Source organism: Bradyrhizobium sp. 147 (assembly GCF_023073935.1).
Classification (GTDB): Bacteria; Pseudomonadota; Alphaproteobacteria; order Rhizobiales; family Xanthobacteraceae; genus Bradyrhizobium.
On the sequence record NZ_JADPKL010000109.1, the window covers coordinates 24,184 to 48,611 of the forward strand.

Annotated in this window: 23 protein-coding genes and 1 pseudogene; 18 read left to right on the forward strand and 6 right to left on the reverse strand. The window is 62.4% G+C overall.

Features of this window, described 5'->3' with window-relative positions; all coding sequences use genetic code 11:
* Positions 1 to 3 precede the first annotated feature (3 nt).
* From IVA87_RS26975 to IVA87_RS26985, 3 genes are read left to right on the forward strand one after another with little or no spacing between them, the layout of a single operon-like run.
* Positions 4 to 801, forward strand: coding sequence for a crotonase/enoyl-CoA hydratase family protein (locus IVA87_RS26975; protein WP_247335862.1), 798 nt, complete (start codon positions 4 to 6; stop codon positions 799 to 801).
* Positions 802 to 848: 47 nt separating this feature from the next.
* Positions 849 to 1,997 carry an acyl-CoA dehydrogenase family protein gene (locus IVA87_RS26980; RefSeq protein WP_247335864.1) on the forward strand — a complete coding sequence of 383 codons (1,149 nt, stop codon included), beginning with the start codon at positions 849 to 851 and terminating at the stop codon, positions 1,995 to 1,997.
* Between the two features lie 13 nt (positions 1,998 to 2,010).
* The gene (locus IVA87_RS26985; RefSeq protein ID WP_247335867.1) at positions 2,011 to 3,102 is read left to right on the forward strand and encodes an acyl-CoA dehydrogenase family protein; all 1,092 of its coding nucleotides are present in this window, start codon (positions 2,011 to 2,013) and stop codon (positions 3,100 to 3,102) included.
* Here IVA87_RS26985 and IVA87_RS26990 read toward each other — a convergent pair.
* A complete protein-coding gene (locus IVA87_RS26990; RefSeq protein ID WP_247335869.1) occupies positions 3,099 to 3,929 on the reverse strand; it encodes a helix-turn-helix domain-containing protein in 831 nt (276 codons plus the stop codon). The genes IVA87_RS26985 and IVA87_RS26990 overlap by 4 nt on opposite strands.
* Before the next feature lie 343 nt (positions 3,930 to 4,272).
* On the opposite strand from IVA87_RS26990, the gene IVA87_RS26995 reads away from it, so the two are divergent.
* The 3 genes and pseudogenes from IVA87_RS26995 to IVA87_RS27005 form a co-directional block, all read left to right on the forward strand.
* Positions 4,273 to 5,478, forward strand: coding sequence for an ABC transporter substrate-binding protein (locus IVA87_RS26995; RefSeq protein WP_247335872.1), 1,206 nt, complete (start codon positions 4,273 to 4,275; stop codon positions 5,476 to 5,478).
* 91 nt (positions 5,479 to 5,569) lie between these two features.
* Positions 5,570 to 6,760 (forward strand): CoA transferase, encoded by a 1,191-nt coding sequence (locus IVA87_RS27000; RefSeq protein ID WP_247335875.1) that lies wholly within the window; start codon positions 5,570 to 5,572, stop codon positions 6,758 to 6,760.
* A 188-nt stretch (positions 6,761 to 6,948) separates the two neighbouring features.
* A pseudogene (locus IVA87_RS27005) lies at positions 6,949 to 7,353 on the forward strand (Ku protein); the annotation flags it as partial.
* A 240-nt stretch (positions 7,354 to 7,593) separates the two neighbouring features.
* Here the strand turns inward: IVA87_RS27005 and IVA87_RS27010 are convergent.
* A complete protein-coding gene (locus tag IVA87_RS27010; RefSeq protein ID WP_247335878.1) occupies positions 7,594 to 8,400 on the reverse strand; it encodes an enoyl-CoA hydratase-related protein in 807 nt (268 codons plus the stop codon).
* 108 nt (positions 8,401 to 8,508) lie between these two features.
* Between IVA87_RS27010 and IVA87_RS27015 the strand changes: the two genes are divergently transcribed.
* From IVA87_RS27015 to IVA87_RS27070, 12 genes are all read left to right on the forward strand, one after another.
* Entirely contained in the window at positions 8,509 to 9,288 is a 780-nt protein-coding gene (locus IVA87_RS27015) for an IclR family transcriptional regulator (protein WP_247335880.1), read from the forward strand.
* Between the two features lie 139 nt (positions 9,289 to 9,427).
* Positions 9,428 to 10,174 carry a dienelactone hydrolase family protein gene (locus IVA87_RS27020; protein WP_247335882.1) on the forward strand — a complete coding sequence of 249 codons (747 nt, stop codon included), beginning with the start codon at positions 9,428 to 9,430 and terminating at the stop codon, positions 10,172 to 10,174.
* An 84-nt stretch (positions 10,175 to 10,258) separates the two neighbouring features.
* Positions 10,259 to 11,419, forward strand: coding sequence for an ABC transporter substrate-binding protein (locus IVA87_RS27025; protein ID WP_247335884.1), 1,161 nt, complete (start codon positions 10,259 to 10,261; stop codon positions 11,417 to 11,419).
* Between the two features lie 37 nt (positions 11,420 to 11,456).
* Complete coding sequence (locus tag IVA87_RS27030; RefSeq protein WP_247335886.1) at positions 11,457 to 12,332, forward strand: branched-chain amino acid ABC transporter permease; 876 nt, start codon at positions 11,457 to 11,459, stop codon at positions 12,330 to 12,332.
* Between the two features lies 1 nt (position 12,333).
* The gene (locus IVA87_RS27035; RefSeq protein WP_247335888.1) at positions 12,334 to 13,368 is read left to right on the forward strand and encodes a branched-chain amino acid ABC transporter permease; all 1,035 of its coding nucleotides are present in this window, start codon (positions 12,334 to 12,336) and stop codon (positions 13,366 to 13,368) included.
* Entirely contained in the window at positions 13,349 to 14,134 is a 786-nt protein-coding gene (locus tag IVA87_RS27040; protein ID WP_247335890.1) for an ABC transporter ATP-binding protein, read from the forward strand. The genes IVA87_RS27035 and IVA87_RS27040 overlap by 20 nt, the downstream gene beginning before the upstream one ends.
* Complete coding sequence (locus IVA87_RS27045) at positions 14,124 to 14,837, forward strand: ABC transporter ATP-binding protein (RefSeq protein ID WP_247335892.1); 714 nt, start codon at positions 14,124 to 14,126, stop codon at positions 14,835 to 14,837. Before IVA87_RS27040 ends, IVA87_RS27045 begins: the two co-directional genes overlap by 11 nt.
* Positions 14,838 to 14,875: 38 nt before the next feature.
* Complete coding sequence (locus tag IVA87_RS27050; RefSeq protein WP_247335894.1) at positions 14,876 to 16,099, forward strand: CoA transferase; 1,224 nt, start codon at positions 14,876 to 14,878, stop codon at positions 16,097 to 16,099.
* Between the two features lie 13 nt (positions 16,100 to 16,112).
* On the forward strand, positions 16,113 to 17,183 hold the full coding sequence (locus IVA87_RS27055; protein ID WP_247335897.1) for an acyl-CoA dehydrogenase family protein: 1,071 nt from the start codon (positions 16,113 to 16,115) through the stop codon (positions 17,181 to 17,183).
* A gap of 11 nt (positions 17,184 to 17,194) precedes the next feature.
* On the forward strand, positions 17,195 to 18,352 hold the full coding sequence (locus IVA87_RS27060) for an acyl-CoA dehydrogenase family protein (RefSeq protein WP_247335899.1): 1,158 nt from the start codon (positions 17,195 to 17,197) through the stop codon (positions 18,350 to 18,352).
* Between the two features lie 26 nt (positions 18,353 to 18,378).
* Positions 18,379 to 19,155 (forward strand): enoyl-CoA hydratase/isomerase family protein, encoded by a 777-nt coding sequence (locus IVA87_RS27065; RefSeq protein WP_247335901.1) that lies wholly within the window; start codon positions 18,379 to 18,381, stop codon positions 19,153 to 19,155.
* A gap of 9 nt (positions 19,156 to 19,164) precedes the next feature.
* Positions 19,165 to 20,025 (forward strand): amidohydrolase family protein, encoded by an 861-nt coding sequence (locus IVA87_RS27070; RefSeq protein WP_247335904.1) that lies wholly within the window; start codon positions 19,165 to 19,167, stop codon positions 20,023 to 20,025.
* Positions 20,026 to 20,046: 21 nt separating this feature from the next.
* Here IVA87_RS27070 and IVA87_RS27075 read toward each other — a convergent pair whose 3' ends face one another.
* The 4 genes from IVA87_RS27075 to IVA87_RS27090 all read right to left on the reverse strand — a co-directional run bounded on the left by IVA87_RS27075 (position 20,047) and on the right by IVA87_RS27090 (position 24,416).
* On the reverse strand, positions 20,047 to 20,502 hold the full coding sequence (locus IVA87_RS27075; protein WP_247335907.1) for a PaaI family thioesterase: 456 nt from the start codon (positions 20,500 to 20,502) through the stop codon (positions 20,047 to 20,049).
* A gap of 105 nt (positions 20,503 to 20,607) precedes the next feature.
* Complete coding sequence (locus tag IVA87_RS27080; protein WP_247335910.1) at positions 20,608 to 21,777, reverse strand: NADH:flavin oxidoreductase/NADH oxidase; 1,170 nt, start codon at positions 21,775 to 21,777, stop codon at positions 20,608 to 20,610.
* 179 nt (positions 21,778 to 21,956) lie between these two features.
* The gene (locus tag IVA87_RS27085; protein WP_247335913.1) at positions 21,957 to 23,168 is read right to left on the reverse strand and encodes an ABC transporter substrate-binding protein; all 1,212 of its coding nucleotides are present in this window, start codon (positions 23,166 to 23,168) and stop codon (positions 21,957 to 21,959) included.
* A gap of 75 nt (positions 23,169 to 23,243) precedes the next feature.
* The gene (locus IVA87_RS27090) at positions 23,244 to 24,416 is read right to left on the reverse strand and encodes an NADH:flavin oxidoreductase/NADH oxidase (RefSeq protein WP_247335916.1); all 1,173 of its coding nucleotides are present in this window, start codon (positions 24,414 to 24,416) and stop codon (positions 23,244 to 23,246) included.
* Positions 24,417 to 24,428: the final 12 nt, after the last annotated feature.

A 24,428-nucleotide genomic window follows, 5' to 3' on the forward strand; every position in this document is an offset into this window, starting at 1 on the left:
GACATGTCGGACAGTGTAACTTACGAGCAGGATGGCGGGGTCGTCACACTCACGCTCAACGAGCCGGAGACGCGCAACGCGCTGTCGCCGTCCATCGTCGATGCGCTGGTCGGCCATTGCCAGCGCATCAATCAGGACATGTCGGTCAGCTGCGTGATCGTCACGGGGGCGGGGGAAAGCTTCTCGTCGGGTGGCAACGTCAAGGAAATGCGTGATCGTACAGGTCTGTTCGGCGGCATTCCCGCCGAAATCCGGCGCGGATATCACCACGGAATCCAGAAGATCCCGATGGCGATGTATGACCTCGAGGTCCCCGCGATAGCTGCCGTTAACGGCTTTGCCATCGGCGCCGGCTGCGACCTGTCGCTGATGTGCGACATCCGCATCGCGGCGGACGATGCACAGTTTGCCGAGAGCTTCATGCGCGTCGGTCTGGTGTCTGGCGACGGGGGCGCCTGGTTCCTGCCGCGCGTGGTCGGCCTCTCCCGCGCCTATGAGATGACCTTTACCGGCAACTTCGTCAAAGCGGAGCAGGCGCTCTCCTGGGGGCTGGCGTCGCATGTCGTGCCTAAGGGAGAGCTGATGGAGGCCGCCCGCAAGATGGCCCGCCAGATCGCGGCGAACCCGCCACACTCGATCCGCATGTGCAAGAAGCTTGTACGCGATTCCGGCGCGATCAATCTCGGCACCCATCTTGAGATGGCGGCGAGCATGCAGGCCCTGGTGCAGCATACGGCGGACCAGCACGAGGCGGTGACGGCGTTCCTGGAAAAGCGCAAGCCGGTGTTTCGGGGCGCTTGATGGCTAGAGTTCAGCTGAACGACAATATTCGATTGATGGAGGCTTGATTGCGCGCATTGCGGTTCGAATCCCTGACGTTGCCGCCCGAGGCCGACGAGATGAGGCGGAAAGTCCGCGCCTTCCTGCAGGAGGAGCGTGACAAGGGTCGCTACGCCGCCCACCGGACGTCCTGGTCGACATTCGATCCGGAATTCAGCAAACGCGCCGCCAAGGCTGGTTTCATCGGCATGACTTGGCCGACGCGGTATGGTGGCGGCGAGTACTCCAATCTGCAGCGCTTCGTCGTGACCGAGGAGATGCTGGCGGCCGGCGCACCGGGCGGCGCGCATTGGATCGCGGATCGGCAGTCCGGCCCGCAGATCCTGAAGCACGGCAGCGAACGGGCGCGGCAGCTGATCCTGCCGAAGATTGCCGCGGGCGAGTGCTATTTCGGCATCGGCATGAGCGAGCCCGACTCCGGCTCCGACCTTGCGGCGGCCCGCACCAAGGCGGACAAGGTCGAAGGCGGCTGGGTGATCAACGGCACCAAGATCTGGACCTCCAACGCGCATCGCGTGCATTACCTGATCGTGCTCGCCCGCACCGAGCCGCCCAGCGAGAACCGTCATGCCGGCCTGTCGCAGTTCATCGTGGATACGGGCTCGGAAGGCATTGAGATCAGGCCGATCATGAACCTGTCGGGCGGCCATGAGTTCAACGAGGTGTTCTTCAAGAGCTGCTTCGTTCCCGATGACATGATGATCGGAAAGCCGGGGGAAGGCTGGACCCGCGTGACGGGCGAACTGGCGTTCGAGCGCGCCGGCCCCGATCGCTTCATGTCCGACATCAGGCTACTGATCGAACTCGTCGACAAGGTCGGGCGGGAGCCGAATGAGCGGCAGGCGGTCGAGATCGGCCGGCTCGCGTCGCACTTCGCCACGCTGCGTCGGATGTCGTCGTCGATCGCCGGGCTCCTGGAGCGTGGCGAGAGCCCGGTGACCGAGGCCGCCCTCGTCAAGGACGTCGGCACGGCGTTCGAACGGGAGGTTCCGGAAATGGTGCGGAAGCTGCTGCCGATCGAGGCAAGTCTCGATGACGACGACGAGTATTCGCAGGCGATGGCGCATGTGTTGCTGCACGCGCCGTCGTTCACCATTCGCGGCGGCACGCCGGAAATCCTGCGTGGGATGATTGCCCGCGGTCTTGGCCTGCGCTGACAAGGAGGACGCCATGGAAGACATGTCCGCAATTGTGCTCGAGCAGGCCGACCGCCTGTTCGCACAACACATCGACAAGAAGGTCCTGTCGGCGGCCGACTCCGGTGAATGGCCAGATGCGCTATGGCGTGCGGTGGAAGATGCCGGCCTGCCGCTGGCACTGGTGATCGAAATGAAAGGCGGGGCGGGGCTGGCCGCGGACGTTGCGGCAAACCTGATCCGCAGATCGGCATTTCATTCCGTCCCGCTACCGCTGGCGGAGACCATGATAGCCAACGCGCTCTGGACCGACGCCGGCGGCGAGGTCATTGCGGGCGCGGTGACACTTGCGCCGGTCAATCCGCAGGATCGTATCACGCTCGCATCGAACGGAACGGGCGCAACATTGCAGGGAACGGCCCGGCATGTCGCCTGGGGCAGACAGGCAGCGACTGCGCTCGTCCTCGCATGCGACGCGAATGGCAAGGCCTTCCTCTGTCGCGTACTGACCGATAAAGCGCGTTCGAACAAGATACGGCGGAACGTCGCCTATGAGCCACGCGAAGATGTCGACTTCAGCGGTGTGCAACTCGCCACGAGCGATGTCCTGCCGGCGCCCTCCTGTCTCGGCGCGAGTGGCCTGATGCCGTTTGGCGCCGCGATCCGCATCCAGCAGATGATTGGCGGGATGGAGCGGTGCATGGACTACGCGCTGTCCTACGCCAATGAGCGCGTGCAGTTCGGCCGCCCGATCGCGAAGTTCCAGGCGATCCAGCATATGCTGGCGATTGCGGCAGGCCACTTTGCTGCGGCTTCGGCGGCAGGCGATGCGCTGACGGAATCGCCACGGCTGGGCGATAATGCGCTCGCCGTGGCGATTGCAAAATCCCGCTGCGGCGAATCCGCCGGGCAGGTCGCGGCCCTCTGCCATCAGGTCCATGGCGCGATGGGGTTCACCCGGGAGCATCCGCTGCATTACGCCACCCGCCGTCTCTGGTCGTGGCGCGACGAATGGGGGGCTGAACCCTGGTGGCAGGAAAAAATCGGCCGGATGATCTGCGCGCAGGGCGGCGAGGGCCTGTGGCCGCTGCTCGTCGACGGGCCGGCAGCTGCCGGTGCGCTCTAGCTCGAGGATATAGGGCGGAGATAGCGCTGCACGACATCGTTGAGCAGCGCCACGATCTCCGTCTGCCGCCGCGTGATATCCTGAAGAGGACCCGACACCGCGACAGCAAGCGCCCGGTTCCAGCCATCGATACTCGCGGGAAGCGGCACGGCAATCGATCCGGCGCCAGGGGTGACGAGACCCGCCGAGAAGAAGAAGCCTTCATGGCGCGTGCGCTCGACGTTCTCGAGCACCCGGTTGATGTCGATACGCGGTATGTCGAGCGCAGCCTCCGCGTTGGTGCGCGTGCAGAGGCTGCGGATCTCCTTGTCGCTGCTGGCGCTCAGCAGCGCAAACCCGGTGGCCGACCAGACCACGAGGCGCCTGGACCCGGGCGGAACGTGAAAGCGCATGGTCGCTCGCGCCTGCAAAACGTGGATATATTGCGCATAGATCCCGCTCCGGGCGGCGATGATGACGGTATCGCCAGTCTTTTGGGACAGCTCTTCGAGCATCCGTATCAGGCTGCCGTTTCTGACAGGCCCCTTGTCGAGCCAGGTTCCGAGCAAGGTGACGCGCGGCGAGGGCAGGAAGCTGCGGCTTTCCTGCAGATAGTCCATGTAGCCGAGCTCGACGAGGCAGTTGAGCAGGATCGAGGTCGACGATTGCGGAAATTCCAGCCGCTCGGCTACTTCTGCAACGCGCGCGTCGCGCTGGATCTCGTCGAAAAATTCGAGAATTCGCAGCACACGTCCCGCCGACTTGACCGATCCGGCCGCCGGAGGCCCGTAGCTCGTAGCTTCCGTGATGTGGCTATCCGCCAACGCTTTCTTTCTTGTCCTAGGCATGTCTAACCCATCGAAATCCGGTCGCGGCGCTATACCAGGGCTTAATTAATGCCCTCCTGAAGGTTCGGTCCAGTCATTAGCGGGCGACCTGTCCATTGCGACGGTCCGAAACAAATGGCGACGCTTCACAAGGGGAAATGTCACGATGCGCGTCACAAGCGGAGTGGTTGCAAGTTGCGCATAAGCGTCTGACATCTCCGGTACATCTCAAAGTGCAAAACGCGAGTATAAGCTCCTTGGCCGATGTCGAGTTACTGCGGCTTAGGACAATCAAGAACAAACGACCCAAGGCCGAGCGGCGCAAGAACTCGCAGCCATGGTCTTGGCAGGAGGAAATCTAGAAATGCAGAGAAGACAATTCGGGCTTGGCGCCGTCGCTCTATTCACAAGTTTCTGTGCCGCTTCAGCTGCAATTGCCGGAAACTACGACACGGGTGCGACGGACACGACAATCAAGCTCGGGCAGACCATGCCCTATTCAGGCCCGGCCTCGGCCTATTCCGCGATCGGTCGTGCCGAGATCGCTTATTTCAAGATGCTCAACGACAAGGGCGGCATCAACGGCCGAAAGGTCGAGCTGCTCAGCATGGATGACGGCTATTCGCCGTCGAAGACTGTCGAGCAGGTTCGGCGCCTTACCGAGAGCGACGAGGTGCTGGCGATGTTCTCGATGCTCGGCACCGGCCCGAACATCGCGGCGCAGAAATATCTCAACGCCAAGAAGATCCCGCAGCTGTTCCCATCGAGCGGCGCCAGCCGCTGGAACGATCCGCAGCATTTCCCCTGGACCACCGGCTCGCAGCCGACCTACCGGACCGAGGGCCGAATCTACGCCAAGTGGATTCTGGCCAACAAGCCCGATGCCAGGATCGCAGTCATCACGCCGAACGAGGATCCCGGCCGCGACTACCTCGCCGGCTTCAAGGAAGGCCTCGGCGAGCACGTCAACCAGATCGTCTCGGAAGCGGTGTACGAGACGACGGACCCGACCGTCGATTCCCAGATCGTCAAGTTCAAGGCCGCCGGCGCCGACGTTGTTTTCAACGAATGCACGCCGAAATTCGCGGCGCAGGCGATCAAGAAGATCGCCGAACTCGGCTGGAAGCCGCAGATCATCCTTCCCGCCGTGTCCAATTCGGTCGGGTCCGTGCTGGTGCCGGCCGGGCTCGAAAATTCCGTCGGCATCGTCACCGGCGCCTTCCAGAAGGATCCCGGCGATCCGCGCTGGGAGAATGACGCCGGTATGAAGGCCTGGCGCGAATGGATGAAGACCTACAATTCCGGAGCGGATCCTGCCGACATCTTCAACGTCACCGGCTACACCATGGCACAGATCATGGAGCTGGTGCTGCAGCGCGCCGGCAACGATCTGACGCGCGCCAATCTGATGAAGCAGACGCAGTCGTTCAAGGACGTCGAACTGCCGATGCTGTTGCCCGGCATCAAGCTCAACACCTCGGCCGAGCAGGTGACGCCGATCCGTCAGTTGCAGATGGCGCGCTTCAATGGCAAGTCCTGGGAACTCTTCGGCGACGTAATCGGCGAATAGCATCGACGCAATGCAATGGGCGGGCAGGGCGGCAGCCTAGCCTGCTCGAACTTGCCCCCGCAACCGTTCCTCCAACGACAGTGAAGAGACGATGGCACCAACCGGCCCTCTCAGCGGTATCCGCGTTCTCGATCTGACGAGCGTGCTGTTCGGTCCCTATGCTGCGCAGATGCTCGGCGACTGGGGCGCCGATGTCATCAAGGTCGAACCGCCTGGAGGCGACACCTGGCGCTACACCGGGGTGTTTCGAAACCGCGGCATGAGCGGCCAGTTCATGGCGGTCAACCGCAACAAGCGTAGCCTCGCGCTCGATCTAAAGCATCCCGAAGGCAAGGCCGCGATGGCGAAGCTGATCCCGACCGTGGATGCGCTCGTTACCAATGTGCGGCCAGCCGCGATGGCGCGGCTCGGGTTCGGCTATGGTGATTGCGCAAAACTTAATCCACGGCTGATCTACGCCGCGGCCACGGGCTTCGGCCAGGACGGCCCGTGGGCTGCGCGTCCCGCCTTCGACGAGATCATTCAGGCCGCCTCCGGCCTCGCATCCTCGATCGGATCGGACGAGGAGCCGGAATTCGTACCGAGCCTGATCGGGGACAAGATCTGTGCGATGGCGATGGCTGGCGCCGTCTCTGCCGCCTTGTTCCGGCGCGAGCGCAGCGGGCAGGGGCAGATGGTCGAGGTGCCGATGCTGGAGACCATCGCCGGCTTCAACAGCATCGAGATGCTGGGTGGCCACGCCTTCGATCCGCCGATCGGGCCGACCGGCTACAAGCGGATGAAGAACCGGCGCCCGGTGCGGACGAAGGACGGCTGGCTGACGATGCTGCCCTACTCCGGGGACAATTGGTGCGCATTCTTCGAAGCCGTCGGCCGGCCTGAATTGAGTGACGAGCTCGGCGTGCGCGATCCCGTGCTGCGCTCCCAGAACATCGACAAGATCTACGACCGCATGAGCGAGATCGGCTATACCCGCACCACCGCGGAGTGGGAGGAATTGCTAATCGGGCTTGACGTGCCGCACACCGCCTTTGCCCGCATCACCGAGATCGGCGAGCAGCCGCATCTCGCGGCCGTCGGACTGTTCGCCGATATCGACCACCCCACCGAAGGACGTATCCGGCAGGCGCGCCCGGCCACGAAGTTCTCGGAAAGTCCGGCCGGCATCCATCGCATGGCGCCGCGCCTCGGCGAGCATTCGCGCGAGGTGTTGCGCGAAGCGGGCCTGAGCGAAGCTGAAATCCAGGCGGCCATCGACGGCAAGGCCGTCACTGTCGCATAGCCATCCAGATCGGCTCAAGCGTGTCCGCTGGTCTTGGGTTTCCGTCGTGTCCTGCCTGACGATGGTTGGCCCATTGCGAATGACTCGGAGACTTGCCGACTGCTGTCCGAGTATGACGACACAGCAGTGTCCATACTAGCATCGCACTAGCAAAACACGTGATTGACCAACCAGCCCGCTGCGCTTCGTTGCCTCAGAACCGATGCGAGCATCTCAGGGAGCAAAGTGAAGCGGAGTTACACGTATACTTGGCGACATCGGAGAGCGAGAACTTCGCGTTGAACCAGCTCAACGGGCCACTGGGCACCGCATCAAGTACCTGAAAGTTGACGTGATACCGCGATGAGGGTGCCCAACGAGGATATCGTAACGAGGAAATCGTAAAGCGATACCAGTTCGAGAAGGACCAATTCATTGAGGTAACCAAGGAGGAACTCGACGAGATCGCGCTGGAATCCACGCGGGCCATCGAGATGAGTTCGTTGGCAGGCGGATACCGACCCTCGCTACCTGATCCGACCTATTAACTGCGGCCCGACGGGAAGGTAGGCCATGACGCTTTCCTAGTAATTCGCGAGACCATTCGGGAAATGCGACTTGGGGCCTGCTGCTACTTCCACTCCCGCCCACGAGATTGGCGTTAGCATCGAATGGTGTCGAGGCCGATGTTGAGCGGAGCATCACCACGTAAGGCAGCAGCTTTCTTGCGCTCCTTGCCGGTCACGGCTGATCACAATATTGCCCCCGCCGAGCCGAGCCCGGCCGCCTCGATGATCGGGGGCAGGCGCTCAGCACGGACCTCACACCAATTTAAGATGACCACGAGCTCGCGTTTACTTGCCGGTGAAGCGCGGCGCGCGCTTTTCGACGAAATGGGCAACGCCTTCCTTGAAGTCTTCGGTTCCCCGGCAGATCGCGACTTCCCTGTTCGCTAGCTGCGTTGCTTCGGCGAGCGTTTGCCGAGGGGCTGCCGCGAGTTGCTGCTTGATGATGCGCATGGATCGGGGCGAGCAGAGATTGGCGAAATCCGACGCGGTCTGCTGAACCGTCTCGCGAAAAGTGTCTGCGGGCAACATTCGGACGAGGCCAAGCCGCTCGGCTTCCGCCGCCTCGACGACGCGCCCCGAAAGAAGAAGGTCCGCGGCATTCATCGGCCCGATGAGCTGACGTAACATCCAGGCGCTGCCGTGTTCTGCGATGAGGCCGCGCCGGGCGAAAGACGTCGTCAGCTTTGCACCCGCGGCCATGAAGCGCAAATCGCAATACAACGCGATGCAAAGACCAACACCTGCGATGGCGCCATTGATGCCCGCAATGATCGGCTTGGGGACGGCGAGCAGGTAGCTGTATCGCTGCGCCAGATCATCGTCACTTTCCGCGGGGACCACCGGGGGGGCGGCGCTCGTGTTTCCCGACGATGCGTCGGAGAGGCGTCCCATGTCGGCGCCGGCGCAGAAGCCCCGGCCCGCGCCGGTGATCACGATCGCGCGCACGCCGACGTCCTCGGACGCGATCCTCATCAGGCGGCGCAGCTCGCTCTCCATGACCGACGTCCAGGCGTTCATCTTGTCCGGCCGGTCGAACGTGATCGTCGCAACACGATCGGACACTTCGAACTTCATGTGTTCGGCGGAAACCATTGGCGACCTCTGTTGGCGAGCGCCTTGTAGCAAACACGAGGATTCCGCGAAATAACTTTCGTCCACGGGAAAACTTTTCTATCTATGTGAAAAAGAAAGCGAGGAAATATGTCCAAAGAGGTCATCAAGACGGCCAAGCGGCTGTTCGAAATACTGGAATATTTCGATGAAGTGCAGCGACCGTTGAGTCTCAAGGAGGTCGCGTTGCGCTTCGGCTATCCCGTCTCCAGCGCGTCCGCGGTCCTCAAGAGCATGGTGGTGCTCGGCTATGTCGATTTCGACCGCTATTCGCGGACCTACATGCCGACGATGCGGATCGTTCAGCTCGGACACTGGGTGCAGGGCGCGCTTTTCGGCGAGCGTGGAATTTCGGCGCTGGTCAACCACCTCAACAAGGAAACGGAAGAGACCGTCAGCATCGCAACGCAGAGTGACCTGTACATGCAATATATCCATGTTCAGCCATCACCGCGCACGATCCAGTTCTCGATCAGACCCGGGACTATTCGCCCACTGGCTCGCTCTGGCCTCGGTTGGATGTTGCTGAGCGCGCGTTCGGACGAGACAATCGAGAAGCTCGTGCGTCGCATCAATTTCGAGGAGGAAGACCGGAGGAAGAAGGTCGATCTCAAGGAACTGATGCAGAAGCTCCGCAAGATCCGCAAGGATGGCTACGTCATCTCGCTTCATACGGTGACGGCCGGGGCTGGTGTCATCGGTATGTTGTTGCCCGAGCGACGCCACGGCCGCATCCTGGCCATCGGCGTGGGCGGGCCGGTCGATCGGCTCGTGTCCAAGCGAACGCAAATCGTGAGATCACTTCGCGAAGGCATCGACAAGTTTGTCTCGAGAGAGGATAGCGCGCCCGCGACAAAAGTCCGCAATTGAGCAGATGCATTTTCACATATCTGTAAATACGCACGCATATCTGTAATGCTCTGGCTTTCGGCTTCGGCTCGGCACATTGTCCCGCCCACCTCGCGCCTTGAACGCGCCGGGATACAACATGAATTAAATGGGTGGAGTCGTGCAGGAGAAGGTCGTCGATCTGAAAACCAGGGATGGGATGATGAACACGTACGTGTTCCATCCGGACCGTCCAGGACCATTCCCTGTCGTCATCTTCTATATGGACTCGGTCGGTGTCCGCGAGGAGCTGTCAGACATGTGCCGGCGGCTCGCAACGGTCGGCTACTACGTCATCATGCCGAATATGTATTACCGCATGGTACGCTGCGTCGATCTCGACGCCAATCGGCTGTGGGACCCTGCTTGCGCCGACAAGCTGGAGTTGATGTGGAAGCTCAACCGCCACCTCACGAATACCATGGTGATGGAAGACACCCAGGTGATGTTTGAGTTCCTCGCCAATGAGCCGGCGGCGCGGCAGGGCAAGACGGGATGCGTTGGCTATTGCATGAGCGGCCGCTACGTCTATCGCGCGATGGGCGTGTTTCCGGATCGCATGGCCGCAGGCGCGTCTGTCTATGGTGCCCGGCTCGTCACCGACCAACCAGATTCCGCACATCTCGTCACGGACAAGATCAAGGGCGAGATCTACTTTGCCCTCGCCGAACACGATCACTACGCACCGCCCGAGATGCTGGAGCAGGTGTCGCAGGCAATCAAAACGGCCGGTATTAACGGACGGCTGGAATACTATCCAGAAGCCGAGCACGGTTTCGCGTTTCCAAGCCGGCGCCTCTACCACAAGGCCAGCACCGAGCGACATTGGGAGCGCCTGTTCGATCTCTTTCAGCGCAATCTGAATTGAGTTCGAACGTCTGAGCCGACCTGCATTCAAGGAACCCGCCGGGGCGTCGCAGCGCGTCCGGCAGAAAATCATAAGGGAAGAACGATGAAGCTTGCGGATCGTATAAAGGTCATGTTTTCGGTAGGGGCCGTCATGGCCACCACTTTGCAGCTCGCTTTCACGCCCAGCGCGATGGCTGCCGACCCGGTAAAGATCGGTCTAGCGCTGCCGCTGAGCGGCGCGGCAGCGACTTACGGACAAGAGCTGCAGCGCGGGGCGGAATATGCAGCGGAACTCGTTAACCAGCGCGGCGGCATTCTCAGCGGCCGGAAGATCGAGCTGGTCTTCGAAGACGAAAAGGGCACTCCTCAGGGCGGAGTTGCAGCCGTGCAGAAGCTGATGTCCGTCGGGCGGGTGAAGGCGATCACCGGCGGAACGAATAGCTCGGTCGTGCTTGCGGAGTCCTCTGTCACAAAGAAACGGATACTGCAGGTGAATGCGGGCGCGCAGGCTGATGCCATCACCGATCAGGGAAGCCCCTGGCTGTTTCAGATCAACAACACGGTATCGCTGAATTCGGAAGCGTTCAACGCCTACATCGTGAAGACCTTGAAGCCCAAGACGGTCGCCTACATGGGCGAGAATTCCGAGTTTAACAAGACCGTTCTGGAGAAGCTCAAGGAAAGCCTCAAGTCAGCCGGCATCGAGCTGGTCAGCACATCGACCTACGATGCCGAGACCAACGACTTCACGTCGATTCTCACCAAGATCAAGGCAAGCAATCCGGACATGATTTACGTTGCCGACGCCTATCCGGCGCGCGCAGCGCAGCTTTGGAAGCAGGTGCGCCAAATCGGTGGCTTCAAGACCGAGGTGATGTCGCCGGGCGTTGTGACGCCGGGCATGATCAAGCCCTCAGAAGGCGCCATGAATGGCGTTATCACGGGTGAGATCTTCATGGCGTCCGATCCGGGGCCGGACGGCAAGGAATTCGTCGAGAACTACCAGAAGAAGTTCAACAGCGTCCCGGGCAAAGGCGAGCTGGTGATTTTCGAAGCGATCAACCTCATTGCGTCCGCAATGGACAAGGCCGGCACCGATAGCGACTACGACAAGATCTCGAAGGTCATTCGTGAAGGCGCCTGGCAGAGCCCGCGTGGCCTGCTGAAGTTCGATGAAAAGGGCAGGGCGCGCGCGCCGTACTTCTACATTCAGCGTGTCGAGAACGGGGCTGTCGTTCAACTCGAGCGCGTCAGCGCGAACTGAAGATCGACCGCTGATCTAAGTAGAAGGTGCGCCGGCTTTGGAACTTCTGACTCAAACCCTCGTCAACGGATTGGTGCTGGGCGCCGGCTATGCCGTCATCGCCGTCGGCCTGACGCTGATCTTTGGAATCGTAGGCATCGCAAACTTTGCCCATGGCGCGTTCTTCGCCATGGGCGGCTACGCCTGCTATTTGCTGACGTCGCAAGGCCTGAACTATTTGGCCGCTGTTCCGCTATCCGTCCTGATCGTCGTGCTCATTGGAGCGCTGACCGAATGGATTGTCATCCGGCGCAGCCTCTACGGTGATTCGCATCACGGCTCGTTGATCGTGACCTTCGCGCTCGGTCAGGCCGCTGTGGCCGGATTGATCCTGATCTTCGGGCCGGATCCGCTTCCTGTGCCGTCGCCTCTTGGGCAGAGCACGATGCGATTTCTCGGGATCTTCGTCACTTCGCAGCGCGCTTTCATCTTCGTCTGCTCAGTGCTCGTGCTCGGTGCCCTCGGACTCTGGCTTCGCCTGAGCATCAAGGGGCAGCAGGTCGTCGCGGTTGCCCAGAACGCGCGCGGCGCGCTCTATTCCGGGATTGACGTGCCCTGGATACGCGCGCTTGCCTTTGTGCTCGGGGTCGCCGCGGCGGGTCTTGCCGGTGCACTGCTGGCGCCGATCTCGACGATCTATCCGACCATGGGATACAGCGCCCTGATCGTCGGATTTACCGTCGTGATCCTCGGCGGCATGGGCAGTATTCCTGGCGCAATGCTGGGAGCGCTTCTGATCGGTGTCGCCAACGCGCTGTTCGAAACTTATGTCTCCGTCTCCTGGACGCCCGCGTTGGGCTGGGCGCTTGTCATCGCCACGCTGCTGTTCCGTCCACAGGGACTGCTCGGTCAACTCCAGCAGCATCGGCACTAAAATGGCGACCCAGGACTTCGGCACGATGATCGACACAAAGCTGGTCGCTGTCTCGGACAAGAGCAGGTCTGGACGCACCGCGCGGGAGGCCTCCTACGTCGCCTGCGCTCTCATCGTTATCGCGGTGTTCGCTTACACCTTCACCGACCCGTTTGTGGTAACTCTGGCGGGCTATACCTGCGCGTTCGCCCTTTTTGCCTTGAGCATCAACATCATCCTCGGCGGTGTCGGCGAAGTCCCGCTCGGCCAATGCTTGTTCTTCGGTGTCGGAGCTTATGGCGCGGCGATCGGAATGGGCAAACTGGGGCTGCCTTTCGAAGTGTCGGTGCTCATCGCACTCGTCTTGTCCGTGGTACTGGCCGCTATCATCGGAATCATCACGTTGCGTCTGACCGGCGCCTATTTCTCGATCGTTTCCTGGGGCCTCACCGGGGTCGCCATGGTCGCGGCGACGAATCTCGAGGAGATCACCGGAGGTCCGCTCGGCCTGTTCGGCTTCCCCCCAATCGAGATCGGGCCGCTTCAGCTATCAGATCCGCAGACCTACTTTGCGGTCACCGCCACCGTTCTCCTGCTCGCGATCCTGTTCCTCGTAGCTCTGCGCCGGTCTCCCTTCGGCGCCGCGATGGACAGTGTGCGCCAAAATCCTCATCTTGCCCGTTCCGTGGGCGTCAATGTCGCGCGTGTCCGGCTGAAGGCCTTCATGCTGAGCGCGCCGTTCGCTGCGCTGGCCGGCGCGCTTGCTGTTCCCTACACCCAGATCGTGACACCCGAGGTGTTCAGCGTCGCGAACACTGTGGACGGACTCTTGATGGTGCTGCTGGGCGGCGCGCAACTCGTGGTCGGCCCCGTCATCGGTGCTGCAATGTTCACGTTGATACCGCAGGCGATGAACCTCGATCCGAACATAAGGATCCTGGTCTTTTCGTCGATCATCATTCTGATCATGATGTTTGCCCCGGGGGGGCTGCATCAACTGGGCGTTGCCCTGCGCGACCGGTTGGGAAGGAAGACAGATGACGATCGCAGTCGCTAAGCGTCCAGTCGTCTCGGCCCGCGATATCGTCAAGCGGTATGGCGGCGTGACGGCCCTGAACGGCGTCAGCCTCGACGTTCAGGACGGCGAGATTTTCGGCATCATCGGTCCGAATGGCGCGGGCAAGTCGACGTTGTTCGACATCCTCTGCGGTATCACGGTCCCGACTAGCGGATCGATCCGCATCATGGGCAGCGAGATCGCGGGGATGCCGCCGCACCACATCGCGCGCTCGGGTGTCGCCCGGACCTTTCAAAGGACAGCGGTGTTCGCCGAAAGCACGGTGCTCGAAAATCTCCTGTTCGGGCGCCATGCAAGCTTTCACCACGGCGTCTTGGGCCGAATCTTCGGCAGCAAAACCTTTGCGAGGGATCAGCAGGCCTTCCAGACGCGCGTCGAGGAGGTGCTCACGCTTATCGGCCTTGACGGAGAGCGGCATCGAAAGGCGGGCGTGCTGGCCTATGGCGTGCAGCGCCGGCTCGCTGTCGGCATAGCGTTGATGTCCGATCCGAAGATCATGTTTCTCGACGAACCGGCAGCCGGCATGAACGGCCGGGAGACTGCCGACTTCATCGCGCTGATCCGTGCGATCGCGCCTGGGCGGACGATCCTGATCGTGGAGCACGACATGGCCGTGATCCGGCAACTCTGTGGCCGCGCGCTTGTCGTCGTGGACGGCAGGCCTGTCGTGGTCGACGCGCCGCATCACGTTCTCAGTCATCCGGAAGTCGTGACCGCTTATCTGGGGGCTGACGATGACGAGTGATGGCACGCTGCTGACGGTCAAGGACGTCTCGGCGGTTTACGGCAAGGTCGTCGCGCTACGCGGCGTCTCGCTCTCGGTCAATCGCGGCGAGATCGTCGCCATCCTCGGCGCCAACGGTGCGGGCAAGACCACGCTGTTGAACGCGGTCTCCGGCGTGCTGCCAATAGCGGCGGGCCGCATCGAATTCGCAGAGAAGCGCATCGACGGACGCAAGCCCTGGACGCTCAGCCGCGCGGGCATCAGCCACGTGCCCGAAGGGCGCGAGATATTCCCGTCGATGACCGTCGAGGCGAACTTGAAGATCGTCGACGCGTTCGGCAGTGGCCCCGTGTTCTCGGTCGAGGACGTCCTGAACATGTTCCCGCGCCTGCGCGAGCGCTTCGGGCAGGCCGCCGGCAATCTCAGCGGCGGTGAGCAGCAGATGCTGGCGATTGGTCGCGGCCTGATGGCGCGGCCGCAGCTGATCCTGTTCGACGAGCCGTCACTCGGCCTGTCGCCGTTCTTCTCAAAATTCGTGCTCGGCGCGATTGGCGCGCTGCGGGCCAAGGGCCTCTCGGCGCTTCTGGTCGAACAGAACATGCGTGCGGCGCTTAAGATTGCCGATCGCGCCTATGTGCTGAGGGTGGGCTCGATCGTGCGCGAGGGATCGGCCGGCGAGATCGCCGGCGCGCCCGACATCCAGGAAGCCTACCTTGGCGCTTAGCCGGGATAGCTCGTTGCAAGGAAATTCGAGAAGGACACATGCTGGGTCGACGCAATCTTCCGCTCGATGGCCTTACAGTCATCGATCTTGGTCAGGTCTATCAAGGGCCGTACGCAACTTATCTGATGGCCAAGGCCGGGGCTAAGGTGATCAAGATCGAGCCGCTCGCCGGCGAGCCGGTTCGACAGCGCGACAGCGTCAGCCGCGGCTCGGGCGCGCCGTTTGCGATGCTGAACGGCCACAAGCAGTGCATCACGCTCGATCTGAAATCCGCCAAGGGCAAGGAAATCCTCCAGCGTCTTGTTAAGGACGCCGACGTTCTGCTCGAAAACTACGCGCCCGGCGTGATGGATCGTCTCGGCATCGGCTGGTCGGTGCTGCACGAGCTCAATCCCCGGCTGGTCTACGCCTCGGGATCCGGCTACGGGCTGTCGGGTCCGGACAAGGACAATCTGGCGATGGACGTGACCGTTCAGGCCGTGTCGGGGCTGATGAGCGTCACCGGCTTTCCGGACAGTCCGCCCGTAAAGGCCGGCCCGGCGCTGGTCGATTTCATGAGCGGCATTCACCTCTATGCCGGCGTGATGACGGCCTTGTACGAGCGGCAGATCACGGGCGTCGGCCGGCTGGTGGAAGTGGCGATGCAGGAGGCCGTGTTTCCCGCGCTCGCCTCGAACCTGGCCTACATGTACGACATCGGCCGGGCGCCGCCGCGCACCGGCAATCGACACGGCGGGCTCTCGGCGGCGCCCTATAATGTCTATCCGGCGAGCGACGGCTACATCGCGATCATCGCGACCAACGACAAGCATTGGTCCTCCCTGCTGCAAGCCATCGAGCGGACCGAGCTCGCTGATGATCCGCGTTTCCGGGACAAGGTTGCGCGAGTCCGCAACATGGACGAAACCGACCAGCTGATCGCGGACTGGAGCTCGAAGATCACCCGCGAGGAGGCCTGCGCGGCGCTGGCGAAATTCAAAGTGCCCTCCGCGCCGGTTCGCGACCTCGAAGAGGTCTGCAATGACCGGCATATGCATGCGCGCGGGATGCTGGAATGGCTCGAGCATCCGCAGTTCGGACGGATCGTGATTCCAGACAGCCCGATCCGCATCCACGGTGCCGACAGGTTGCCTGCTGCGGTCTCTGCCAGATTGGGGGCGAACACCGACGAGGTACTGTCGTCGATGCTCAAGATGTCGGAGCCTGAGATCTCCGCGCTGCGAACCGAGGGCGTGATCGGCCCCCGCCCTTCATCCACTTAACGAGAAAGAGACGATGTCAGCTTCGGAAACCCTGGTTGTCGAGACAGCCGCGCGTGTCTTTGCGGATCTCGCCGATCCGCAGACCATCGTGCAGAAGCGCGATGATGCCTGGAAGGCGCCGCTCTGGTCGTCGCTTCAGGAAATCGGACTGGACCTCGCCTGGGCTTCGGAGACCGCTGGCGGGGCAGGGGCGTCGCTTGGCGATGGCTTCGGCATCATTCGCGAGGCCGGCCGCGCGGCATTGGGAGTGCCACTCGCGGAAGCGCTTCTCGCCGGGTGGCTGCTGGATCGTGCGGGTCTGACCGCGCCGGGCGGCCCGATGACGGTGGCGCCGGTGCGGCCGAAGGATCATCTCACGCTCGACAAGGCCGGCCGCGTCAACGGCCGGGCCCGCATGGTGCCCTTTGCCAGCGATGTCGAGCATCTCGTCGTCCTAGCGACTGGGGACGAGGGGCCGTTGGTCGCTCTGGTCCGAACCGCCGATTGCAAGCTGAAGCATGGCAAGAGCCTCGCAGGGGACGCGCGCGACACCGTGGAGTTCGCGAACGTTCTGCCGGTTCACAGTGCGCGCTTGAGGGATGCGGGAGCACGTGAGAAGGACGTCCTCCTGCTGATGGGCGCAGCGGCCCGAGCGCAGCAGATTGCAGGCGCTCTGGACAGGATACTCGAACTCTCGGTTCTTTACTCGCAGCAGCGTGTGGCGTTCGAGAAGCCGATCGCGAAATTCCAGGCGATCCAGCACAGCCTCGCGCGGCTCGGTGGAGAAGTTGCTGCGGCAGCGTCCGCTGCGGCGTCAGCGGCTGATACCATTGTCAATACCAGCTTCGATGACGACGCCGCATTGCTGGAGATCACAGCCGCCAAGATCCGTTGCAGCGAGGCCGCGGAGGTCGGGACAGGCATTGCCCATCAGGTGCACGGCGCGATCGGCTTCACTGACGAGCATATCCTGCACCGGTTCACGCTCCGTCTGCTGTCGTGGCGCGATGAGTTCGGGGACGAAACGTTCTGGAGCCTCAAACTCGGCGAGTTCATCGCCGCCAGAGGTCCCCGGGAACTCTGGCCCCTGCTGGCCTCTCGCTGAAAGGAGCCGCGATGTCCCTCATTCATTTCGATGCCATGCGCCTGCCGCCCCACTGCCAGGAACTGCGCAAGGAGGTCCGTGCGTTTCTGGAGAGCGAGGTCGCAGCCGGCACGTTCGATCCGGACAGGCCGGAGGTCGGCGACAAGAACGCGGATGAGTTTTCCCGCCGCGTAGGCGCGAATGGCTGGATCGGCATGACCTGGCCGAAGAAATATGGCGGTCAGGAGCGCAGCTTCCTCGAGCGCTATGTCGTCACCGAGGAGATGCGCATCGCCAATGCGCCCGTGCGGCGCTTCTTCGTCGCGGACCGGCAGAGCGGCCCGACCCTCATTCGATACGCCCACGAAAAGATCAAGCAGAACGTGCTGCCTCGGATCATCCGCGGTGAGCTTTTCTTCTGTATCGGCATGAGCGAGCCCAACTCCGGCTCGGACCTGTTCGCGGCAAGCACGAAGGCGACCAAGACGGATGGCGGCTGGCTGATCAACGGAACGAAAGTGTGGACGAGCAGCGCGCACATTGCGGACTACATGATCGGCCTGTTCCGGACCTCGGGTTCGACCAAGGAGAACCGGCGGCACGGCCTGACGTCGTTCCTGGTCGATATGAAGACGCCGGGCATCACCTGCCGGCCGATCGGGCAGATGAGCGGCCAGCGCGACTTCAACGAGGTCGTGTTCCAGGACGCTTTCATCCCGGACGATCACGTCATCGGCGAGGTCGACGGCGCCTGGAAGCAGGCAACGAGCGAGCTGGCCTATGAGCGCTCCGGCCCTGAACGGTTTCTCGAAACCTACGACGCGCTGCTTGCTCTCACTCACGCCGCGGGCGCGAAACCGGACGTGCGCGTGACCGTCGGCATCGGTCGGTTGGTCGCGCAGTTGCACACGCTGCGCCGCATGTCGGTCTCGGTGGCTGGGATGCTCGAGGCGGGCCGTGAACCGGTTGTGGAGGCCGCGATCGTCAAGGACCTCGGCACGGTTTGGGAGCAGGGCCTGCCGCATCGGGTCCGCGAGCTCGCCTCGTTGCTCGACCTCGAGGACGACGAGGAGGACACCTTCCGCAACAAGCTCGATTTCGAGCTCAAGATCGCACCGAAGCTGACGATCCAGGGCGGCACCACGGAAGTCCTGCGCGGCATCATCGCGCGCGGACTTGGACTTCGCTGATCAGGACAAAGGGAATCTGACATCACATGAGCACTGATATCGCGGTCACCACGCAAGGCCACGTCGCAATGATCGAGATCCAGCGGCCGCCGCTGAACTATTTCGATCTTCAGCTCATCCGCGACATCGCCGATGCGCTCGACAAAATCGATGCAAACAGCGAGATCCGGTCCGTCGTTCTTGCCGCGCAGGGCAAGGCGTTCTGTGCCGGCGCGGATTTCAATACGCCGGCCCGGGACGCGTCGGCCAGTGGCGACCAGCGAGACGGCGGTCACCTCTATATCGAGGCCGTGCGCATCTTCCGGAATAAGAAGCCGATCGTCGCAGCGGTGCAGGGCGCTGCGATCGGCGGCGGCTTTGGCCTCGCGATGTCGGCGGATTTCCGCGTGACCTGCCCCGAGGCCCGGTTTGCCGCGAACTTCACGCGCCTCGGCTTCCATCCCGGCTTCGGACTGACCGTCACCCTGCCGGAAGCCATCGGCAAGTCGAACGCCGAGCTGATGTTCTACACCAGCCGGCGCGTCACCGGTGAGCAGGCGCTGGCGATGGGATTGGCCAGCGTGCTGGTCGCTCAGGACCAGGTTCGCGCGGCCGCGATGTCGCTCGCGCAGGAGATTGCCGAATGCTCGCCGCTCGGCCTGCTGTCCACCCGTGCGACGATGCGTGCCGGACTGGCGGACCGCGTCAAGAAGGCGACGGACCATGAACTCGCCGAGCAGAACCGTCTGCGCGTAACGGACGATTTCCGCGAAGGCGTCAAATCCACGGCGGAGCGCCGGACCGCCAATTTCGCCGGCAAGTGAGGGGGCACAATGACGGAGTTGCTCGAAAAATTTCCGGATGGCAGCGCTGATTGCCACGTCCACATCTATGGGCCGTTCGATCGTTTCCCGGTCGACTATTCCGGCAAATTTGCTCCGAAGCAGGAATTCCCGGTCGAGATGCTATTCGAAGTCTGGAAGTCGATCGGCATTTCGCGCGGCGTGATCGTCCATGCAGGCAATGCCGGCTCGGATAATGAGGTGACGTTCGAGGCGTTGAAGCGTTTTCCGGACAAGCTGCGTGCAGTCGCTATCCTCAATCAGGACGTGACCGACAAGCGGTTGGACGAGTTGACCGATGCCGGCTTCAAGGGCGTGCGCATCAATCTCCTGTATCAGGACGGCAAGCCTGTGTTGTCGGGCGGCGGCATGAATCTGGACGACCTGAAGGCCTTGGCGCCGCGCATCGCCGAGCGTGGCTGGCACGCGCAGCTCTGGATCGAGACCGGCGATCTGCAGCAGCTTGCGCCGGAGATCGAAAAGCTCCCGCTCGACTTCGTCATCGACCACCAGGGCCGCACCATGGCAGACAAAACTGTCAGTTACAGCGGCTACCAGTGGTTCTGCGACCGCGGCCTCAAGAGCGGTCGCTATTGGTGCAAGCTGTCTGGCGCGGACCGCAACACGCGCATTGGCAGCCCGTACAAGGACACCGAGGACTTCATGAAGGCGCTGGTTGCCGCCAACCCGGACCGGCTGGTCTGGGGCAGCGACTGGCCGCATGTCGGGCACGCAGAAGACGCCGTCCCGAAGGAGTGCGTGCTGATGGATCTGTTCAGGCGTTGCGTGCCTGACGAAGCCGTCCGCAAAAAGATCCTGATCGACAATCCGACCCGGCTCTACGGCTTCTGATCGCCGAGAGCTGCAAAAAGATCACGCCGGGCTGGGCCCGGCGGAATTCCTGGGCCGTAGAGCCGCCGTCGAACTCGCAGTTGCGATAAGCACGTCGTTGGCGTCCCGCAGCTCGGCCTCCATGAAGCCGATGCTGCGGCCCTGCCGAACGACCTTGCCATGGGTGCGGTACAGGCCGGGATGCGCCGGAAGCAGGAATGCGACCTTGATCTCCAGGCTCGCGACCGTGATCAGGTATTCACCGCGCAGCAAGCTGGCGGTCGCCATGGCCGCATCGAGCCAGCCCGTGACGATTCCACCTTGCACGATGCCACCCTTGGGATGGCCTTCAGTGGAATGACAATGCCGCGGCTCGGCATGCCATTCGATCACGACGCGATCGCGTGTCTGATCGTAGGCGACAGCGCCGACGCCGAGCAACTCCCAAGCCGCTGGCCGTCGGGCCTCGGTCTGCTTGATCAAATCTTGGTACGACATGTCTGGTGATGGCTCGCATTGCTGGATGTTCACGAGGCGAGCCGCAGCACGCTCCGCAAACAATCAGCACAGGCAATGTCGCTGCGCAACCACCCCCGGCGGTTATCAGCTATCCGCCGCGATGCCTTTCTGCCATGTGGAGGGATTTCCGCCAAAGCCGCGGCGGGCCCGCTTTTCGAGCCAGTAACCCATTTGCGGCGGGACCGCGCTGAAAGTCGGGTCGACGCCGAGTTTCTGCGCCGCATCCATCGCCCAGTTCGGGTTGTGGATGAACTCGCGGCCGACGGCGACGAGGTCGGCCTTCTTGTCCTGAAGGATCGCTTCGGCCTGGTCGCCGTGAATGATGAGACCGACTGCCATGGTCATGATATCGGCTTCGCGGCGGATATAGTCCGCGAACTGGACCTGATAGCCGTACTCGTTGAGGCGGAAGAAGTTGGGGACCTTGCTGTTGAGCCCGCCGGTGCTGCAGTCGATGACATCGACGCCCTTCGTCTTGAGGATGCGCACTAGCCTGGCGTTCTCCGCCGGACCCCAGCCGGCCTCGTCCTCTATCGACAGGCGGACGAACAACGGCTTCGACGCCGGCCAGTTGGCGCGCACGGACTCGGCGACCTCGATGGCAAACCTCATGCGGTTGGCTTCGCTGCCGCCATAATCGTCCGTGCGCTGGTTCGCTTCCGGCGAGAGGAACGAATGGATCAGATAACCATGGGCGGCGTGCAGCTCGACGACGTCGAAGCCGGCCCGATCGGCGCGCGCGGCCGCCTTGCCCCAGGCGTCGATCGCATCGGGAATTTCGCTGCGCTCCAGCGCGCGGGGCGTGAAATAGCCGTTGCCGAACGCAAGCGCGCTCGGACCGATCAGGTCCCAGCCGTCAACGTCATCGACGTCAGCAAGGTCCCGGGCGGAGAGGGTGCCATCTCCCTCCCAGGGCCGCCGGGCCTTTCCTTTCCGGCCGGTATGACCGAGCTGGATGCCGGCTGTGGCGCCGTTCGACTTGATGAAGCTCGCGATGTCACGGAGCGGAGCGATGAACTTGTCATCCCAGATGCCGAGGTCTCCGACCGTTCCGCAGCCGCGGCGCTCGACCTTGGTCGACTCCACGATCACCATGCCGGCGCCGCCTGCGGCGAACTTGCCCGCGTTGGCGATATGCCAGGCGGTCGGAAAGCCGCGCTCCGCAACGTATTGCAGCATCGGCGGGACCACGATCCGGTTCTTGAATGCGACGTCCCGAATGCGTAGCGGCGAGAACAGCAGCGTTTCGTTCATCCCGGACTCCCTTGTTTGTTGCGGGGAAGATTAGGGGGCCGGTGTTCGCGTGCCAATGCGTGTCACTGACGGCGCAGCATTTCCATGGATGTGAAAAGGGACGCACGTTGACGACATCCGCGGCAGCGCCAGGCGGCAGCACTGCGTCCGCCGCCCGGCTTTCTCACAATACCTGGCGATCACGACTTCTTCATCAGCGAACACTTGCTTTGTTCGCGCGGAATGTTGGCGTCTTCGGCCGGGACGGTTGCGACGACGTCATAGAAATCCCACGGCGTCTTGGACTGCTCCACCGTCTTTGCCCGCAGCAGATAGTAGTCGTGGATGTGCATGCCGTCTTCGCGCACATAGCCCTTCTCCGAGAAGAAGTCGTTCACGGGCATTGAGCGGAATTTTGCTAGTACCGCAGCGGTGTCGAGCGTGCCGGCCGCCTGGACGGCCTTCAGGTAGTGCATGGTCGCCGAGTACATGCCGGCCTGAACCATGGTCGGCATGCGGCCGACCTTGTCGAAGAACCGCTTCCCGAACGCGCGCGAGGTATCGTTGCGATCCCAGTAGAAGGCTTCCGACGTGTACAGGCCCTGCATGTTCTTCAGGCCGACCGACTTGGCGTCGGTGATCTGAAACAGCAGCGCCGCAACTTTCATCTTGCTCTTGAGACCGAGCAAGCCGAATTCGTGAGCCTGCATCAGCGAGTTGGAGGTATCACCGCTGGCATTGGCGAGCGCCAGCACATTGGCGCCGGAGCTCTGGGCCTGCAGCAGGAAGGAGGAGAAGTCGCTGGTGTTGAAGGGGTGGCGCACCGAGCCGACGACCTTGCCGCCGTTCGCTTTGACCACAGCCGAAGCATCCGTTTCGAACGCATGACCGAAGGCATAATCGGCCGTCAGGAAGAACCATTCGTTACCGCCTTGGTTCATCAAAGCCTTCGCTGTGCTGCGCGCCAGCGTGTTGGTATTGTATGTCCACTGGAAAGTGTTGGGAGAGCACTTTTCGTTGGTGATCGTCGAAGCGCCCGCCGACGACACAATCATCATCTTGTTCTTGTCGCGGACGAGGTCCGCCAGGGCCAGCGCGACCGCGGAGTTGCCGATGTCGAGAATTACGTCGACGTTTTCCGTATCGATCCAACGCCGCGCGATTCCCGAGGCGATATCGGTCTTGTTCTGGTGATCGGCGAAGGTGAGCTCGATCGGCTGACCAAGCAGCTTGCCGCCAAAATCGGCGATCGCCATTTTGGCGACTTCGACCGCCGCAGGCCCGGCGGCATCCGCATATTGCCCCGATTGATCGTTGAGCACGCCGAGCTTGACCGGCTTCGATGCAGGCGCCTGCGCGTGAGCCGAAGCAAGGCTCAGGAAAACCATCGATGCTGCCAGCGCACTTTTCATTTCTTCACTCCCTTTGGAAATGTCTGTTTCTTGAACTTCGATTGATTTCGCGACGAGATCCGCGCGAGCGAGGTCTTATTCGGCCGCCTCGCGGTATCGCTCCACCGCGTCCAGGCTTTCGCCATTTGCTCGAAGGGCGCCGCCCCATTTCGCCAGCCACCAGCCATATTGCTCGGGCCATTTTTCGAAATTGCCGGTCAACCCGAAATGCTCTGCGGCGTGGAGAGCCCAGAACGGATCGTAGAGCATCTGGCGGGCGAGGAAGATGAGATCGGCCCGCCCGTCCTGCAGGACTTTCTCGGCGAAGTCAGGGGTCCGGATCATGCCGACGGCGCCGGTCGCAATGTCGGCGTCACGGCGAATGCGTTCGGCAAAGGGTACCTGGTAGCCGGGACCGCGGCCGAGATTGGCATTGGTCGATCCGGCGCGCAGATTGCCGCCCGTCGAACAGTCGACCAGATCGACGCCCAGCTTTTTCAATTCGCGGGAGAAGACAACGCTGTCCTCGATCTCCCAACCGCCGTCGATCCAGTCTGTCGCGGATATGCGCACGAACAACGGCGTGGATGAAGGAAGCGCAGCCCTTACGGCGCGCGTCACTTCGAGCGGAAAACGCATCCGATTTTCGAGCTTGCCACCATATTCATCGTTGCGGAAATTGGCGAGCGGCGACAGGAACGATTGCAGCAGGTAGCCGTGCGCCATATGAAGTTCGATGACGTCGAAACCCGCGAGCACGGCGCGCCGCGCGGTCGCGACGAAGGCATCGCGCACGCCCTCGAGACCTTGCTTGCTGAGAGGAATAGGGGTCTGAAAACCATCGGAGAACGCGACATCCGACGGGCCCGTGGGCACCCAGGTTTCCTCGCCCATCTCGATATCGCGGTCGGTCAGATGGCTGTTGCCCCGGAACGCGCGCTGCTGGCTGGATTTGCGTCCGCCGTGATTGATCTGGATCGCGGCTTTTGAGCCTCCGGATTTGATGACATGAACGATCTGGCGCATGCCGTCGATCTGGCCGTCTTCCCATAATCCGGGATCGCCGTTGGTGATGCGCCCCTTCCGGCTGACCGATGTCTGCTCTACGAAGACGAGACCGGCGCCGCCTTGGGCGAACTTGCCGTAGTGAACCAGATGGAACGGCGTGACGTAACCGTTCACGGCCGAATACATCCCCATCGGCGAGACGACGATGCGGTTGCTCAGCTCGACGCCACGGAATGCGATGCTTTCAAACAGCTTGACCATTGTGATCTCCCC